The following is a 16452-nucleotide window of genomic DNA, read 5'->3' on the forward strand; positions in this document are numbered from 1 at the left end:
ATTGACGGTAAATCGATATATTAGAAAAATCGCTGATAAAACTCGAGTTGCGCTGATATATTTTGAAAATCGCCGATAAAACCTGAGTTGCGCTGATATATTTTGAAAATCGCTGATAAAACTCGAGTTGCGCTGATATATTTTGAAAATCGCTGATAAAATCTGAGTTAAGATCGATATACTAAAAAACTGCCACGATTAATTTTTTAGAGGCTGATTTTTAATGAAGAAGTCCATAACATAAAACACTTCGTCATCAGGTATTTGTATTTCAAATGTATTTTCAATTGGCTGCAATGCCTTTTTTACTTTCATATACATCCAGTATTCATCTTGTCTTCGTTTCTCTTTATCTGGATGAGGGAGAAGGCTTTCTCCCTTTTGAAGACGGTCAACCATACAGCTCATATGCAGAATAACACCCATTAAACTGTCAGGAGTTAGCTGTAAGGAAATTAATTCTTGAATTGTATTTAATGCGTAACGAATTGTTTTGATAAGTAATGCTCCGTCGTTACGCTGCATTTGTTGTTCCAGGATATCAGCCATTTTTGCATATGTTTCTTCATACGTAATTAATTCTTGAATTGGCTGAATCGCTGTGTAGTTTACAATGTCTTGGAAATGATACGTTAAGCATGGCACTTGCACATCAAAATTCGTAACAATACAAATGATATTCCGCTCTTTTTTTATGTTCTCAATCATTTTCGTTAAATCTTTTTCATGGACGATACTAATCGGAATGATTTCAATTAAGTCTTTGTCAAATCGCAAATAGTTCTCCAACATTTTTTGAATAGCTAAAGCACTGCCTTCCCCAGTTAAACAAGCTGTCAAAATAACAGATTTCATTGGTGATAGTGGTTTTTTCTTTTCTTCTTGTACGTTTAAGTAAAACGGTGTTAAGTTCTTCACCGTTTCATATAATGCATCTAACGAGTAGCCAAGCTGAGCTTTTCGAGCCGCTTCTAGTGCATGTGGAGTGCTTGTCATGGAAAGAACACGCACTGGAATTTTGAACTCAGTTTCTAATATATCACCAATATAAGCGAGAGATCCCATATCAACGAGTAAGAGAAGCCCGTTTACATTTTGGAGTGTTTTCATATACACTTTCACACGCTCTAAGAAATCTTTCGGCGATTCATGTAACGGCATATCGATACCGGTTACTTCGTCAATGCCGAGCAGTTCATTTGCGACGTTTGCCATTTCTGTTGCTATGCCGTTGCCGTGCGCTAATATTAATACTTTTACTTCTGTTTGTGAGGCAGGAATTGGATCAACAACGAAGAACATTGTTAAAAAGCCTGCTTCATCGATAGGCATTGTTATTTGTAATTCGTCTTCCAGTAGTTGAATGCATTGCATAGCTACGGAAAAAGCTTCTTTATATTTCGTACGAATTTGATTTAATTGCGGGTGATGAATTTGTTTTCCGGCCTGTAAACGTTGTAGAGTTGTCTGTACATGTAAACTTAAAGCGAGAAATACTTTTTCATCGAACGTTTTGGATAAATGTTTTTCAGCAAGTTCAGCAATTTTTTCACAAACGGAAACGATATTACGATCTACAATTTTAAAAACATTTTCATGACTTGTCTTTTTTGACATTTGGTTAAAATATTGTACGAAAAAGCTTTGAATATCATTTTCTATTAGTAATTCTAATTCTTCCTCTTCAATACCACGAGCTTGAAGTTCTTCATATTTATAGTCAATATAATCGTAAATAGAAGACTGTTTTTCATTTTCTATTTTATGATTACTCCAACCTTCATCACCTGTAAATATAAATGTTTCATTCGGTATTTGGTATAGATGACGGCTCTTTCTTTCAATGAATAGTCCTTCTTTCATATACCAAGGTAAGTCTGTGCTTGAAACATAGACAGAATCACGTTTCTTTGTCACGAAGTCAGAATAGGCTTTCGCACAGGCAATTTGTACATCCGTTTTTAATTGGCCGATGTTATTAGGACAATTGTAAAAGACGAAAGCACGCATTGCATTCGGGCTAACGTGAATTTCTTTTCGCAAGCGAATTGCTTCATTTGTGAAAAATAGTTGCAGTAAAGCAAAACGTTCTTTATGTGTACGCTCACGAAGTGGTGGCAGCGTGACAGTCATTGGTATACGTCTTGTAAATGTTTTTAATAAAAATGAATTTGGTTCTTCTGTTGTTGCAGTAATGATCAATACTTGTGCTTTACGTTCGTTTTCTGTTTCTCCAAGGCGGCGATATACTCCGCGGTCAATAAAGGTGAAAAGCATTTCTTGTCCCTCTGGAGGAAGGCGATGTACCTCATCTAAGAAAAGGATCCCTTCATGTGCTTTTTCAATTAACCCTTTTTGATCACTTGCCCCTGTATACGCTCCTTTTTTAATCCCAAATAATTGCCCGAGTAGTAGCTGTGGGTTGTTTGCATAATCAGCACAGTTAAAGACGATAAATGGTGCATTTTTAGGAAGCTGTTCAACTTCAATTGCATATTCGTGCATTAAAGAAGCAAACATGGATTTTCCGACGCCTGTTTCTCCGAGCAGTAAAGTATGCATACCGTTTGGAGGATAGAGAATAGAAGCTTTCGCTTTTTCGATTGCGATTTTAAGGCTCGTATTTTCAACTGCAAATGTATCTAATGAAGTTGCTTCTTTTGAATGCGTTTCCAACGAAGTGTTCGTTTCTATATAAAAACGAACAGGACGCGTATTTGTTTTTAATAAACGTTTATCTTTTACGAGTTTGTTTAAGTCGCTACTTACATTGGCTCGATCTAGCTGCAACAGGGTAGCGAGTTCTGATGCAGTTACACCTTCTGTATAATTGCTTTTTTGTATTGCGTTAAAAATGAGATCTATTCGTTTCATTTCTATTCACCTCGAAACTTCATCACTATTTAAAATTTTACACAAAAATGGGAAGGGTGGGAAGAGAAAAATAAAACAGCTTTAGCACATAGGCACTAAAGCTGTTACAATCTTGTGTCTTTCCAAAAGTTTACTTCGAGATGAGAAGATGGATTATAGGGAAGAAGCTTGTATCCTTGTGACTGTAAGTAATCAATTACTTGTGGCAGTATTTGTACGGTTACACTCGAATCATGCATTAAAATTACTTCGACTTGTTCATCGCTCTGATTACGTACCCTTTCTAGTATGGCAGAAGGGTTATCATAGCTTTTCCAGTCGTATGTATCGATTGTCCAATCCCACATTTTATACTGGGCTGATACAAGTGCATCACGGTAATTTTTTTTTAAATAAGGCATGCTACCATACGGGACACGAACGAGATGTGAATTTAATTTTGTAACTTGCTGAACGATGCTTTGTGTTTGTTCCATCTCTGTAATTAAAGCAGATGGATCACCGGTGTAAAGGCGTTTTACATCATGTGACATACTGTGAAGCCCGATATAATGTCCGTCTTTAATTAATCGTTGCATTGTCTTTTTATAATGTGGCACTTTTCCACCAATAACAAAGAAAGTTGCTTTTCCGTTCTTTTCTTTTAAGATGTTTAAAATTTGCGTAGTATATTTGTTTGGTCCGTCATCAAATGTTAAGTACGCGATTTTTTTGGTAGAAGAGGTAGTTTCGGTATTTGGATGATGTTCAGCAGGGGGAATGGTAGTCGCTCCTGCATGAGATGACGCGTACATAGTAATCGTTAAAAATAAAATAATGTATTGAAATACTCGCTTGATCATAACATTCACCCTCAGTTTGACAATCAAGATGTAAAAAAGAAAATATAATCCTTTTCTTATTATGTATATCTTTCTCCAATAGTGGAACTCTCAAACAAGCTATATTTTGGAAATGTAAAATAATGAATAAAAAATAGCATCCTCTTATAAGAAAGAGGATGCTATTTGAATATTTCATAATAGTAAAGGCTATACTACAATTAGTCTTCGCGTTTTTTCACTTTTTTATAAAAGGAAATAAGTGGTTTGTAACGTTCATGTACAAGTCCAATTACTTCAGCAATAATTTCTGTAAAGAAGATTAAAACGAAAAGAAGAATAATGGATAACCATAATGTTGCACTAGTAAAAATAATAGCATTTACGCTAAAGAAGATACCAAACGCGTATATAATTAGTACCGTTTTGCGATGTGAGAAGCCCATTGCAAGTAAACGGTGATGTAAATGCGATTTATCTGGTGCTGAAATAGGTTTTTTATTTACGATACGACGGATAATTGCAAATGCCGTATCAAATACAGGTACGCCTAAAATGATAACTGGAACGATAAAGCTGAATAACGTTACACTTTTGTATAATCCAAGTAACGATATAACAGAAATACAGTATCCTAAAAATAGTGCTCCTGTATCTCCCATGAAAATTTTTGCTGGATGGAAGTTGTAGAATAAAAATCCAATTGTACTTGCAAGTGCAATTAGTGCTAGCGGTAAAATGATAGCCGTTCCAGTACCCCATGGGCTAGTGAAGGCCATGTATGCTAGCGTTGCCAGTACGATAGATGAAATACCAGCGGATAATCCATCTAAGCCGTCAATTAAGTTGATTGCATTTGTAATACCTACAATCCAAAATACTGTAATTGGGTAAGCAAGCCATCCAAGTTCAGTATCCCCGAGGATTGGAATATATAATACTTGCACTAATAATCCACTTTTTACAATCATAATGGCAACTAATAGTTGTCCACCGAATTTTACCTTCGCAGATAACTCGTACATATCATCTAAAATACCGATGATTACAATGATAATCGCACCTAGCGTTATCGATAACATTCTTTGTTCATATAAGCCACCGACAACAAATCCAACAGCCACACCAATAAATATTGCTAACCCGCCAAGACGAGGCATAATCTTTTGGTGCACTTTACGCGCGTTTGGCTTATCTGTTGCTCCTATTTTAAAAGCTAACTTAATAACTAAAGGAGTAACGACGAGTACAGTGATGAAAGATGCCAAAATGGCATAAATCACTTGTGAGTCCATTAATACCCCACCCTTTTATAGTCTAACGTAATTTTTTTTAATATATTTATCTGAAAATTATGATGTTTATTTACAGGCTCATAACATATGGTATCACAAAAAGATTAGAATTCAATCTTTTTTTCGTTTTATGGTAAATGGAAGCAGATAGAATATATGACAATGGTATACAGAATGTTGAATCGTTTGAGAAGGTTAATCGTATTGGGCTTTGGAATATGACATTTTCTCTTTCTCTTTAATAGCGAATAATTTTATTTCAATATTATAAGTGTTACACGTAGAAATGAGTAAGTTCCGTGTTAAAATGTGGGAATTTTCAAGTCTGAACGTGCAGCTTTAATCTCGGTAAAATTTCTATTTGTTTTATGGACAATATTTAATTTTACAAAAACTTAAAAAAGAATGAAGAAAGCAATTCATATAATAAAGAAGTAAAAAAGTTTTCTCATTTTTAATGTGAGAGGGGGAAGCACAGGGGAAATTCTATGTATTCGTATATTTTCTATTGTATATTCCTGTGCGAAAAGGAAATGAAAATTACGATAATAGGTACCGGATACGTTGGATTGATTACAGGAGTAGGATTGGCAGTATTGGGACATTCGGTTACATGTTTTGATATAAATGATGAGAAAATTGAACGGATAAAACAAGGGGATCTGCCTATTTATGAAGTTGGCTTATATGAATTAATACATGATGCGTGTGAGAATAATCGTTTAACTTTTACAACAAGTAAAGAAGAAGCATTTCATGATGCAGAATTTATATTTATTGCAGTTGGAACGCCATCGTTATTAGATGGGACAGCAGATTTAACATATATTCAAAATGCATGTTTTGATATTGGAACATATGCGACTAAAGACATTATTGTTGTTACAAAAAGTACTGTTCCTGTAGGGACGAATGGTGCTATGAGGGGATGGATTGAGGAGACATTACAAAATAGGCATGAATTACATATTGTATCGAATCCCGAATTTTTACGGGAGGGTTCAGGGATTTACGATTTTTTTCAGGGAGATCGTATTGTAATTGGAGCTGATAATGAGGAAGCGGCGCGAAAAGTTGAGAATTTATATAGTAAATTACATTTGCAAACGTATGTTACAGATATAAAAAGTGCAGAGATGATTAAATACGCATCGAATGCCTTTTTAGCGACAAAAATTAGTTTTATCAATGAAATTTCAAATATATGTGAGAAGGTAGGAGCTAATGTATTAGATGTTGCAAAAGGAATGGGAATGGATAAGAGAATTGGGTCGTCTTTTTTAAATGCGGGCATTGGTTACGGGGGATCGTGTTTTCCGAAAGATACGAAAGCGCTTGTGCAAATTGCAGGGAATGTGGCACATGATTTTCGTTTGTTAAAAGCCGTCATTGAAGTAAATAATAAACAACAGCTATTATTGATTGAGAAAGCGAAGAAAGTAATAAATATGAACAAGAAGCGAATTGCAGTGCTGGGAGCAGCATTTAAACCGAATACAGATGATATAAGAGACGCACCGTCCCTTATTATGATACAAGAATTAATGAATATAGGTGCAGACATAGTGCTATATGACCCGAAGGCGATTCAAAATATGAAAAATATCTTTGGAGAGGCTATACAATATAGCGAATGTATAGATGAATCGATTAGAGGAGCGAGTGCGGCTTTTATCGTGACAGAATGGGAGGCTATCCGAACGTATCCGTTAGGAAAGTACGTACAACTTATGAGAGAACCTATTTTATTTGATGGAAGAAATTGTTATACTAATGAGGATGTTAAGAAACAAGGAATAGATTATTATTCTGTTGGAAGAGAAAGTATTCATAAGAGGGATTTTTCCGTTATTCGTTAAAAAGGTATGTATTCATGTATATTCTTATATGTCATAATAGGATTTGTAACTAGTGAAAGAAAAGAGGCAATGAAATGACTGAACGTTTAAAAGTAATGACAATTTTCGGGACACGTCCAGAAGCAATTAAAATGGCACCTCTTGTATTAGAGTTGCAAAAGCATCCAGAGAAAATTGAATCGATTGTGACTGTAACAGCACAACATCGTCAAATGTTAGACCAAGTATTAAGTATCTTTGGAATTACACCAGATTTCGATTTGAATATTATGAAGGATCGCCAAACTTTAATCGATATTACAACGCGTGGTTTAGAAGGTTTGGATAAAGTAATGAAAGAAGCAAAGCCGGATATCGTACTTGTACATGGTGATACGACGACAACGTTTATCGCAAGCTTAGCTGCTTTCTATAATCAAATTCCAGTAGGTCATGTCGAGGCAGGACTTCGTACATGGGATAAATATTCTCCATACCCAGAAGAGATGAATCGTCAATTAACAGGTGTAATGGCAGATCTTCATTTCTCACCTACAGCAAAATCAGCGACGAACTTACAGAAAGAAAATAAAGATGAATCACGTATTTTCATAACAGGAAATACAGCGATTGACGCACTAAAAACGACTGTAAAAGAAACATATAGTCATCCTGTACTAGAGAAACTTGGAAGTGATCGTCTTGTACTTATGACAGCTCACCGTCGTGAAAACCTAGGAGAGCCAATGCGTAATATGTTCCGTGCAATTAAGCGTCTTGTTGATAAGCATGAAGACGTACAAGTTGTGTATCCTGTTCATATGAACCCTGTTGTTCGTGAAACTGCAAATGATATTTTAGGCGATCATGGCCGCATTCATTTAATTGAGCCGCTAGATGTAATTGATTTCCACAATGTTGCAGCTCGTTCATACTTAATGCTAACTGATTCTGGTGGTGTACAAGAGGAAGCTCCGTCATTAGGTGTACCGGTTCTTGTTCTTCGTGATACAACAGAGCGTCCAGAAGGTATTGAAGCAGGTACGTTGAAATTAGCGGGAACAGACGAAGAGACAATCTTTAGTCTTGCTGATGAGTTGTTATCAGACAAAGAAGCTCATGATAAGATGTCAAAAGCATCTAATCCGTACGGTGATGGCCGTGCATCAGAGCGTATTGTAGAAGCAATCTTAAAACATTTTAATAAATAAAAAAACAGCCAAATCGCATGCGATTTGGCTGTTTTATTGCTGATTTCTCATAATCCACTCTGCATGAGCATTCGTAGAAGGAGGGGGATCAGTTGGTGTTTTGTTCTGATTCTGATTCGTTTCTTTCTTTGCTTTCTCGTTAGAGTTCGAATTTGAAGAAGGAGTGGATTCCGTTTTTGTTGTTGAATTTTCTTGCGTGGTTACCTTTTCTCCTAGTTCTTTTTTAATTTCGTTACGTACTGCCTCAACACCGTTTGGATCTGGAAGGAAGTAATAAATACCACCTATTTTTTTGTCTTCTCCTTCAAGTTTGAGTGTTTGTATTGTGGAAGGATCAAACCCAGAAAGTTTCTTGTAAAGAGCAAGGCCATCAGAAATAGGAATGTCAGTTTTTATATATTTTCCAACGACTGCTGTCAAATCTTTAATTTTAAATACGGTAGAGGTGGAATTTAGTTTTTGAGCAACAGCAGCTAGTAATTGTCTTTGTCTAGCAGCCCGGCCATAGTCACCATTCGGATCTTGCTTTCGCATACGAACGTAAGCGAGTGCTTCTTCACCATTTAATTCTTGTTGTCCTTGCTTAAATTCGATTTTTTTGTAGTAATCCACGTCTGAACGCTCCCAAAAATCGAAGGGGACATCAACAGTAACACCGCCAACAGCATCAACAATACCTTTAAAGCCTTGGAAATCAATTTTAAGATAATGGTCGACAGGCACTTTTAGAAAACCTTCGACAGTTTTGATTGCCATTTCTTCTCCGCCGTAAGCATGCGCAGCGTTAATTTTGTCCTCTTTATTCTTTCCGACAATTGGAACGCGACTATCCCGAGGAATACTCATAAGCGAAATCTTTTGCGTTTTCGGATTGACTGTCGCAAACATTAATGAATCTGTACGACCATTTTGGCCGTCTGTTGCATAATCTTCTATACCCATAATAAGGAGTGTAAAAGGCTCCTTTGTAATTTCTACATCTTCGGTTCTCAAATCCGATTTTTCACGAGTAAAACCACTATACATCCCCATGAGAGAAGAGTAGGAATTTAATATATAAAGTCCTACACTACCAAATAAAAATAAGAAAATAAGGAAGTAGAAAAACTTTCTTCTTCGTTTCTTTTTTATTCTGCTATTTTGGAGATGATAATAACGTTCTTCCATATATAATCTCCTTAGTTCATTTGTAGGAAAGTAATTCACTACATTAATCTTTAAAGGCGATACAGTATTTATTCTTAGATAACATCTTGTTCTAAGTACAACATATCTCCTTCTGTAATTGTACATTTCCCATTTGTTAATTCAATCATCCAATCCGTGAATGGTTGTTTTCCATCTTCTTCTACATACGTATCAAATGTGACATTTTCGAGGTAATGTATATCTTTAATGGCATATTTTGAATTGCGTAATTCATTTTCAATTTTACCAAGTAATGTGTAATCAATTTCGGTCTGCATAACACGCATTAATTTTCGCTCGACAACACCGACATGATTAATGCCTTCGCTTGTACATTTTCCATATGCGCGAATTAATCCACCAGCGCCCAGTTTGATGCCACCAAAATAGCGGGTAACGACAACGACGGTATCTTTTAAACCGCGTTTTTTTAGTACCTCTAACATAGGTACGCCAGCTGTACCGCTAGGTTCACCATCATCATTTGCTTTTTGAATTTGATCTTGTTCGCCAATTAAATAAGCAGAACAATTATGTGTTGCATTCCAGTTTTGTTTTTTGATTTTTTGTATGAATTCTTGAGCCTCTTCTTCGGTTGTAGCACGACTAACATAACAGATGAATCTTGATTTTTGAATAACAATTTCGTGTTCACCGTAGTCTTTTATTGTTAAATATTGTAATAACACTTGTATACGCTCCTATCCATCAAAATGACTAGTACTTTACATTTTAAAAGCGGGCGTTTTTATATTCAAACATTTTTTATAAATAAGCTGAAATTTTTGGTGAGTGTTTTACCTTTTTGTTGTAATTTGTCGAGATGATGAGTATAATTTCAAACCCGCATTTTCATGTATGGATGCACCATTTTTAGTTTTCGTGTAAAATTAGGAAATAAAAACTTTTTTATAAGGCAGGTACGAAAATGAAAACAGCTATTGTTACTGATAGTACAGCATATATACCGAAGCATATTCGTGATGAACTCAATATATATATGATTCCATTAAACGTTGTGTTTGGAACGGAATCTTATCAAGAAGAAGCTGAAATTTCAGCAGATGATTTTTATGTAAAAGTACGTGAGCAAGAAGAACTTCCAAAAACTTCTCAACCAGCAATCGGAAAGTTTGTTGAGCTATATGAAGAATTATCTAAGGATTATGATGCAGTTATTAGCATTCATCTTTCAAGTGGGATTAGTGGTACATATCAAACTTCAACGACAGCTGGTCAAATGGTAGAGGGTATTGATGTATATACGTACGACTCTGAAATTAGTTGTGAAGTACAAGGATTCTACGTGCGTGAAGGTGCAAAGCTAGCAAGCGAAGGGAAGGATCCAAAAGAGATTATCGCCCGTTTTGATGAAATGAAGAAAACGATGGACGCTTATTTTGTAGTAGATGATTTACACCATTTACAACGTGGAGGCCGATTAAATAGTGCGCAAGCTTTCATCGGTAGTCTGTTACAAGTAAAGCCGGTTTTATATTTTAGAGACAAAATCATTATCCCGTTTGAAAAGATTCGTACGCGTAAAAAAGCGTTAAAACGTATCATTGAAATTTTTGATGAGCAAGCAAGTAAAGGTGTACCTATGGAAGCAGTTATCATTCATGCACAACGTGAAGAGGAAGCGAATGAATGGAAGGCAGAATTAGAAGCAAAATATCCTCATGTTACAATCCGTACAGGTTATTTCGGTGCTGTAATTGGAACGCATTTAGGTGAAGGTGCACTAGGTCTTGGATGGTATACGAAGTAATAAAGATATAAAAAGCTCTCTTTCGGAAGAGGGTTTTTTTACGGATATTTTACGTGAAGTTGACAAGTTAATATTTGGAAATGGTAAAATGTACGAAAAATAAAATAACGAGGAAAGTTTTATAACTTACTTTTTACAAGAAACTATATTATAATAGAAGAGAGGTGAAACATATGGAGCATAATTCTTGTTTATGTCCAAAGTTTGAGTCAGCTTTTACTTTGCTTAGTAAGAAGTGGACTGGCTTAATTATTAAATCTTTGCTGGAAGAGTCAAAACGTTTTAGAGAAATCGCAGATATTATACCGAATATGAGCGATCGTATGTTATCAGAGCGTTTAAAGGAATTGGAAAGCGAAGGCATTGTAGTTCGTAATGTTTATCCAGAAGTACCAGTTCGAATCGAGTATGGCTTAACGGACAAGGGAAAAGCGTTAGAAAGTGTTATGGATGAAGTCCAAAATTGGGCTGAGAAATGGATGAAATAACGTTTTGATTTCATCCGTATTAGTATATTTAATAAAACGTAAGGGAAACCTTGCGTTTTTTTCTTTGCTTAAAAAAACTTTTAAAACTCTACACATATATACAAAAATATGCATATTTTGCGATAGAGTTACATATAATATTACATTTGTTTTACAAAAGCGTAACATTAGCAAAAAAAATCCCGAATTATGGTATAAATTTTATAGGTTATATACGGAAAAAGAAAAAAGAAAGCGGTGTAAAAAATAAAATGAAAAAGCTAAAAATGGCATCTTGCGCATTAGTGGCAGGGTTAATGTTTTCAGGACTAACACCAAATGTATTTGCAGAAGATAAAATTTCTGACGTGAAATCACAAATTAATACACAAAATGACACTTTACATAAACAACAACAAGAACGTGATGAATTACAAAAACAAATGAATGACTTAAATAAAACAATTCAAGGTTTAGATAAGTCTGTTCAAGAGAATGCTGCAAAGCTTGATGAAACAACGAAAAAAGTTGCGGACACTGAGCAATTAATCGAAAAGAAAAATAAAGATATTGCAGAATTACAAACGAAAATTGCAAAACGTGAAGAGTTATTAAGAAAACGTTTAGTTGCACTTCAAGAGCAACCAAACACAAACGTTGTAACAGAAGTTCTTGTAAACTCTAAAAACGTTGCAGATTTAGTTGATCGTTTAACTTCTGTTTCTAAAATTCTTGAGTCTGACGAAGATATCATGAAAACACAACAAGAAGATCAAGCGAACGTGAAAAAAGATGTTGAAACGGTAAAAACAAAGCAAAAAGAATTAAAAGAAGCACAAGCTCAAATTGAAACTGCTAAAAAAGAACTTGACGCTGAAAAAGCGAAAAAAGCAGCAGCAGTAAACGATTTAAGCGGTAAAATGGATACAGTTGTAACTTCAATGACAAGTACGGAAAGTCAATTGAAAGATCTTGAAAAACAAGCATTACAATTACAACGTATTGCTGAACAAGAAGCGCAAGAAAAAGCTGCACAAGAGGCTGCTGCTCAAAAACAAGCAGAGCAAGCTGCTAAAGATGCGCAAGCTCAACCAGCACAAGCGGCACCAGCTCAGCCAGCGGCACCAGCAAACAACGGTGGACAAGCTCAAAAAGAAGAACCTAAAAAGGAAGAGCCTAAAAAAGAAGCACCTAAAAAAGAAGATAAAAAACCAGAACCGACACCAGGCCCAGCTCCAGCTCCTGGCGTAATTGGTAAAGCGCAACAATACTTAGGCTTACCATATGTTTGGGGAAGTGCATCTCCATCAAACGGTGGTTTTGACTGTAGTGGATTCATTTCTTACGTATTCGGTGTAGGTCGTCAAGACGTTGCAGGTTACTGGAACTCAGTTTCTAAAGTAAGTAGCCCACAACCTGGAGATTTAGTATTCTTCCAAGGTACTTATAAACCAGGCCCATCTCACATCGGTATTTACGTTGGTAATGGCCAAATGATTCATGCTGGTGATAAAGGTATTGCTTATGCTAGCTTAAGCAGTAGCTACAACCAAAAACATTTCTTAGGATACGGTAGATTCTAGGATTTATAATCGAATAAAACATGTGTATAAAGTCGATAGCTTATTATTTTATAAGTAGGTTATCGGCTTTTTTGCGTTTTTACGAGATTATAAGAAAGGTTTATAGTAATGCTGGAGGTGAGTGCTAATGCTTGCTGGAAAACAGTTGCTATTAGAAGAACTCTCTTCAGATTTACGGAGAGAATTAAGTGATTTGAAAAAGAAGGGAGAGGTTGTATGTGTACAAGGTATAACGAAGAAGGCTTCTAAATATATATGTCAGCGCTGCGGAAATATAGAGCAGCGGCTATTTGCATCATTTTTATGTAAAAGGTGCGGTAAAGCATGCGCGTATTGCCGGAAGTGTATCACGATGGGGAGAGTTAGTGAATGTGCTGTACTTGTTCGCGGGATTCATGAAAGAAACGGAGACAGGGAGCTAAATCCATTACAGTGGAATGGGGCTTTATCGATTGGTCAGGAGTTGGCGGCGCAAGGAGTTATAGAAGCGATTAAGCAGAAAGAATCTTTTTTTATTTGGGCTGTGTGCGGGGCTGGAAAAACAGAAATGTTATTTTACGGTATAGAAGAGGCGCTCCAAAAAGGAGAAAGAGTTTGTATCGCAACGCCAAGGACTGACGTTGTACTGGAATTAGCGCCGAGATTACAAGAAGTGTTTCCAAGTATAACTGTAGCTGCTTTATACGGAGGGAGTGTAGATCATAAAAAAGATGCAGCGTTAGTCGTTGCAACGACTCACCAACTGTTACGTTACTATAGAGCGTTTCATGTGATGATTGTAGATGAGATTGATGCCTTCCCGTATCATGCAGATCAAATGTTACAGTATGCAGTTAGGCAAGCAATGAAAGAGAAAGCAGCGCGTATTTATTTAACTGCAACCCCTGATGAAAAATGGAAGCGTAATTTCAGAAAGGGGAAACAAAAAGGTGTTATTGTGTCAGGAAGATACCATCGTCACCCGTTACCAGTTCCTCTATTTAGTTGGTGCGGAAATTGGAAGAAAAGCCTCCATCATAAAAAAATTCCTCGCGTGTTACTACAATGGTTAAAAATGAACTTAAACAAAAAGTATCCTATTTTTTTATTTGTTCCTCATGTGCGATATATAGAAGAAATAAGTCAGTTGTTGAAAGGGTTGGATAATAGAATCGATGGCGTGCATGCAGAAGATTCGATGAGAAAAGAAAAAGTAGCATCTTTCAGAAAGGGAGACATTCCGTTATTAGTTACAACGACAATTTTAGAAAGAGGAGTAACTGTGAAGAACTTACAAGTGGCTGTGTTAGGAGCTGAAGAAGAAATTTTTTCAGAGAGTGCGCTCGTACAAATTGCAGGCCGAGCGGGGCGTAGTTTTGAAGAGCCATATGGTGAGGTTATGTATTTTCATTACGGTAAGACAGAGGCAATGGTACGCGCGAAAAAACATATTCAAAGTATGAACAAAAATGCGAAAGAACAAGGATTGATCGATTAATGCATTGTTTACTTTGTGATGAGTATATGGTGGAAACAGTTAGTTGGTACACCTTTTTTGTAAAGTCCCCCAAAAAATATGTATGTGATAGATGTGAGCAAAAACTTTCCTATATTATAGGAGGAATTTGCATGGATTGTGGTCGTCCTTTAGATGACTTACCTACTCGATATAAAGAAAATGACATTTGCATGGACTGTGTAAGATGGAGGAATGAGGAAGGATATCGTCCTTTTAAAAATCGTTCGTTGTACGTGTACAATGATGATATGAAAGGTATACTAGCGCAATTTAAGTTTCGAGGTGATGCGGAGTTAGTTCGTATTTTTTATCAATCTTTTCGGGAGTTATTTCAAAAGTATTTTACGGACGTTTCAACCGTTATTGCTGTTCCGCTTAGTAGGGAACGGGAATATGAACGAGGTTTTAATCAAGCAGAGTTATTAGCAGCTTGTTTGCCTGTCAAAAATTTTTATTCATCATTAAGAAGGAAGGAAACAGAAAAGCAAAGTAAGAAGTCGCGTAAAGAAAGGCTTTCGGGAAGTAATCCTTTTTATTTTCAGAGAGAAGAGATGTTTCATGGTCAACATATTTTACTTGTTGATGATGTATATACGACAGGAATTACAGTGAGACAAATTGGAAGTCTTTTCTATGATAAAGGAGCAAGCGAAGTTTCTAGTTTGACGCTCTGTAGAAGTTGATCTGTAACTGTCGAAAGAGATAATAAAAAGACGATAAGTCTTCTTTGACTTCGTAAGTTGTCATTCGTTATAGTGAAATTATGGGGCAAATGCCCTGATTTTTAGAGTGAAGGGAATGGAATGAACATGCAAGGAAGAGTAAAATGGTTCAATGCAGAAAAGGGATTTGGGTTTATTGAGCGTGAAGACGGTGATGATGTGTTTGTTCATTTTTCTGCTATTCAACAAGATGGATATAAGTCATTGGAAGAAGGGCAACAAGTTGAGTTTGATATTGTAGAGGGAGCACGTGGACCGCAAGCAGCTAATGTTGTAAAACTGTAGGTATATTGTTTTTGGGAAGAGAAAGCTGCGCTTGTGGCAACGTTATATATATGGTAGAACCTCTTGTTTTTTTGCAAGGGGTTTTTGTTATAAAATGAGTTGTCAAAAAGTTGTTTCTTTTCTGTAACGAATTGTCCACAGTTATATTCGTTATTCACGATGTTAATAGGATAAAATAAAGATAGAAACGATGCATCTTTTCATTTCAACAAAAAACGATAAAAAAATCGCAATTCCACTAATTTTTTTAAAAAAGTTAGAAGGAGTTTTTAAGCCGGTGTCGAAATTATAGTACATAGGCTTGAAAGGAGGAATTCATCTATGAAATTCAACATTCGTGGTGAAAATATTGAAGTAACTCCAGCATTAAAGGAATATGTAGAGAAAAAACTAAGTAAGTTAGAGCGTTATTTTGATACATTCCCAGAGATTAAAGTTAATTTAAAAGTATACTCTGACAAGCAACGTGTCGAGGTAACAATTCCATTTACTGATTTATTACTTCGTGCAGAAGAAACTAATAGCGATATGTACGCTGCTATCGATTTAGTAGTTGATAAACTTGAGCGACAAATTCGTAAACATAAAACAAAAGTAAATCGTAAGTTACGTGAGAAAGGTTCTATGAAAACGAACTTTATCCTTCCAGAAGCAGTAGCTGTTCTGGATGAGGTAGAAGAGGATGAACTAGAACTTGTACGTACAAAACGATTCGATTTAAAACCGATGGACGTTGAAGAGGCAATCCTACAAATGGATATGCTAGGACATAATTTCTTCGTCTTCACAAATGCTGATACAAATGAAACTAACGTTGTATATGGCCGTAAAGATGGGAAATATGGTTTAATTGAAACTAAATAATAATTCAAAAGCGTAGCCGAAATGGCTGCGCTTTT

General features: G+C 35.9%; 14 protein-coding genes. 9 read left to right on the forward strand and 5 right to left on the reverse strand.

Annotated features, from left to right (window positions below; translation table 11 throughout):
• Window positions 1-198: 198 nt before the first annotated feature.
• From BAQ46_RS15125 to BAQ46_RS15135, 3 genes are all read right to left on the reverse strand, one after another.
• Window positions 199-2874 carry a sigma-54-dependent transcriptional regulator gene (locus BAQ46_RS15125; RefSeq protein ID WP_046198054.1) on the reverse strand — a complete coding sequence of 892 codons (2676 nt, stop codon included), beginning with the start codon at window positions 2872-2874 and terminating at the stop codon, window positions 199-201.
• Window positions 2875-2978: 104 nt separating this feature from the next.
• Complete coding sequence (locus BAQ46_RS15130) at window positions 2979-3716, reverse strand: polysaccharide deacetylase family protein (RefSeq protein ID WP_000597163.1); 738 nt, start codon at window positions 3714-3716, stop codon at window positions 2979-2981.
• Window positions 3717-3916: 200 nt separating this feature from the next.
• Window positions 3917-4990: a UDP-N-acetylglucosamine--undecaprenyl-phosphate N-acetylglucosaminephosphotransferase TagO gene (locus tag BAQ46_RS15135; RefSeq protein WP_000378309.1), complete on the reverse strand. Its 1074-nt coding sequence runs from the start codon at window positions 4988-4990 to the stop codon at window positions 3917-3919.
• Between the two features lie 488 nt (window positions 4991-5478).
• Here BAQ46_RS15135 and BAQ46_RS15140 point away from each other — a divergent pair, with 488 nt between their 5' ends.
• Window positions 5479-6849 carry a UDP-glucose dehydrogenase family protein gene (locus BAQ46_RS15140; RefSeq protein ID WP_000287649.1) on the forward strand — a complete coding sequence of 457 codons (1371 nt, stop codon included), beginning with the start codon at window positions 5479-5481 and terminating at the stop codon, window positions 6847-6849.
• Between the two features lie 74 nt (window positions 6850-6923).
• Window positions 6924-8039, forward strand: coding sequence for a non-hydrolyzing UDP-N-acetylglucosamine 2-epimerase (wecB, locus tag BAQ46_RS15145; RefSeq protein ID WP_000140134.1), 1116 nt, complete (start codon window positions 6924-6926; stop codon window positions 8037-8039).
• 33 nt (window positions 8040-8072) lie between these two features.
• On the opposite strand, the gene BAQ46_RS15150 is transcribed toward wecB, so the two are convergent.
• The gene (locus tag BAQ46_RS15150) at window positions 8073-9206 is read right to left on the reverse strand and encodes an LCP family protein (protein WP_000392770.1); all 1134 of its coding nucleotides are present in this window, start codon (window positions 9204-9206) and stop codon (window positions 8073-8075) included.
• A gap of 74 nt (window positions 9207-9280) precedes the next feature.
• Window positions 9281-9916: a YigZ family protein gene (locus BAQ46_RS15155; protein WP_000926683.1), complete on the reverse strand. Its 636-nt coding sequence runs from the start codon at window positions 9914-9916 to the stop codon at window positions 9281-9283.
• Window positions 9917-10155: 239 nt separating this feature from the next.
• Between BAQ46_RS15155 and BAQ46_RS15160 the strand changes: the two genes are divergently transcribed.
• The 7 genes from BAQ46_RS15160 to hpf all read left to right on the forward strand — a co-directional run bounded on the left by BAQ46_RS15160 (window position 10156) and on the right by hpf (window position 16417).
• Window positions 10156-10998, forward strand: coding sequence for a DegV family protein (locus BAQ46_RS15160; protein ID WP_000844764.1), 843 nt, complete (start codon window positions 10156-10158; stop codon window positions 10996-10998).
• Window positions 10999-11171: 173 nt separating this feature from the next.
• Window positions 11172-11486, forward strand: coding sequence for a winged helix-turn-helix transcriptional regulator (locus BAQ46_RS15170; protein ID WP_000400857.1), 315 nt, complete (start codon window positions 11172-11174; stop codon window positions 11484-11486).
• A gap of 146 nt (window positions 11487-11632) precedes the next feature.
• Window positions 11633-13048, forward strand: coding sequence for a C40 family peptidase (locus tag BAQ46_RS15175; protein WP_071742124.1), 1416 nt, complete (start codon window positions 11633-11635; stop codon window positions 13046-13048).
• Window positions 13049-13175: 127 nt separating this feature from the next.
• Window positions 13176-14525: an ATP-dependent helicase ComFA gene (gene comFA, locus BAQ46_RS15180; protein ID WP_071742114.1), complete on the forward strand. Its 1350-nt coding sequence runs from the start codon at window positions 13176-13178 to the stop codon at window positions 14523-14525.
• Window positions 14525-15229: a ComF family protein gene (locus BAQ46_RS15185; protein ID WP_001998620.1), complete on the forward strand. Its 705-nt coding sequence runs from the start codon at window positions 14525-14527 to the stop codon at window positions 15227-15229. The genes comFA and BAQ46_RS15185 overlap by 1 nt, the downstream gene beginning before the upstream one ends.
• A 126-nt stretch (window positions 15230-15355) precedes the next feature.
• Complete coding sequence (cspC, locus tag BAQ46_RS15190; RefSeq protein ID WP_001162041.1) at window positions 15356-15553, forward strand: cold shock protein CspC; 198 nt, start codon at window positions 15356-15358, stop codon at window positions 15551-15553.
• Window positions 15554-15874: 321 nt separating this feature from the next.
• Entirely contained in the window at window positions 15875-16417 is a 543-nt protein-coding gene (hpf, locus tag BAQ46_RS15195) for a ribosome hibernation-promoting factor, HPF/YfiA family (RefSeq protein ID WP_000671190.1), read from the forward strand.
• Window positions 16418-16452: the final 35 nt, after the last annotated feature.

Source organism: Bacillus paranthracis (assembly GCF_001883995.1).
GTDB classification, from domain to species: Bacteria; Bacillota; Bacilli; order Bacillales; family Bacillaceae_G; genus Bacillus_A; species Bacillus_A paranthracis.

What these genes read in the sequence shown, in the direction of transcription:
- BAQ46_RS15135 (WP_000378309.1), bottom strand. Translation starts at nt 4,990, where the DNA reads ATGGACTCACAAGTGATTTATGCCATTTTGGCATCTTTCATCACTGTA.
- wecB (WP_000140134.1), top strand. Translation starts at nt 6,924, where the DNA reads ATGACTGAACGTTTAAAAGTAATGACAATTTTCGGGACACGTCCAGAA.
- BAQ46_RS15150 (WP_000392770.1), bottom strand. Translation starts at nt 9,206, where the DNA reads ATGGAAGAACGTTATTATCATCTCCAAAATAGCAGAATAAAAAAGAAA.
- BAQ46_RS15130 (WP_000597163.1), bottom strand. Translation starts at nt 3,716, where the DNA reads ATGATCAAGCGAGTATTTCAATACATTATTTTATTTTTAACGATTACT.
- BAQ46_RS15170 (WP_000400857.1), top strand. Translation starts at nt 11,172, where the DNA reads ATGGAGCATAATTCTTGTTTATGTCCAAAGTTTGAGTCAGCTTTTACT.
- comFA (WP_071742114.1), top strand. Translation starts at nt 13,176, where the DNA reads ATGCTTGCTGGAAAACAGTTGCTATTAGAAGAACTCTCTTCAGATTTA.
- BAQ46_RS15185 (WP_001998620.1), top strand. Translation starts at nt 14,525, where the DNA reads ATGCATTGTTTACTTTGTGATGAGTATATGGTGGAAACAGTTAGTTGG.
- BAQ46_RS15125 (WP_046198054.1), bottom strand. Translation starts at nt 2,874, where the DNA reads ATGAAACGAATAGATCTCATTTTTAACGCAATACAAAAAAGCAATTAT.
- cspC (WP_001162041.1), top strand. Translation starts at nt 15,356, where the DNA reads ATGCAAGGAAGAGTAAAATGGTTCAATGCAGAAAAGGGATTTGGGTTT.
- BAQ46_RS15160 (WP_000844764.1), top strand. Translation starts at nt 10,156, where the DNA reads ATGAAAACAGCTATTGTTACTGATAGTACAGCATATATACCGAAGCAT.
- BAQ46_RS15140 (WP_000287649.1), top strand. Translation starts at nt 5,479, where the DNA reads ATGTATTCGTATATTTTCTATTGTATATTCCTGTGCGAAAAGGAAATG.
- hpf (WP_000671190.1), top strand. Translation starts at nt 15,875, where the DNA reads ATGAAATTCAACATTCGTGGTGAAAATATTGAAGTAACTCCAGCATTA.